At 41.2% G+C, this 656-nt stretch carries 1 protein-coding gene; it reads left to right on the top strand.

Annotated elements, in window-relative coordinates; all coding sequences use genetic code 11:
- Nucleotides 1–656, top strand: a 656-nt coding sequence (locus tag B3B27_RS06065; protein WP_286847110.1) for a DNA/RNA helicase domain-containing protein, incomplete at both ends; no start/stop codon positions are given.

A 656-nucleotide genomic window follows, 5' to 3' on the forward strand; every position in this document is an offset into this window, starting at 1 on the left:
CAGGTATGGGATTATGCACTGGATTTGAAAAACTTCCACGAGCCAAGCCATCAAGCACTGTTAGTGCCTATTTTAGTAGCAACAGAAGCAAAGAACATATTCAGTGAGATTGTCACTACCTCTCATAACGACAATCTGATTCTTCCAATCAAAACCAACGGGGAAAGTTTGAAAATCATTATACATGCTGTATTGGATTTTTATGATGAAATCCAAACTGTTGACCCTACCGGTTATGCTGCTGGAAGGTACTCTCCCACCCCTACAATCATTGAAGCTGCAATCTCACTCTATAAGAACCACACCGTAGATGAGATTACGAGAAGTGATGCAGATGCAACAAATCTCTCCAAAACAACTGACACAATCTCTGAAATTATCACCCAAGCAAGGGAGAATAACAAAAAAATTATCTGTTTTGTCACCGGAGTCCCTGGTGCAGGGAAAACACTTGTGGGATTGAAAGTTGCGACTACACACTTGGATGATGAAGGTGGAGAAGCAAGTGTTTATCTTTCAGGGAATGGTCCATTGGTGGCCATTCTACAAGAAGCGTTGGCACGTGATAAGATCAAAAATGAAAAGGAGAAAGGGATCACTTTGACCAAAGGGAAAGCCAAGTCGAGCGTCAAAACATTTATACAAAACATCCATCA

Source organism: Proteiniphilum sp. UBA5463 (assembly GCF_002427225.1).
Lineage (GTDB): Bacteria > Bacteroidota > Bacteroidia > Bacteroidales > Dysgonomonadaceae > Proteiniphilum > Proteiniphilum propionicum.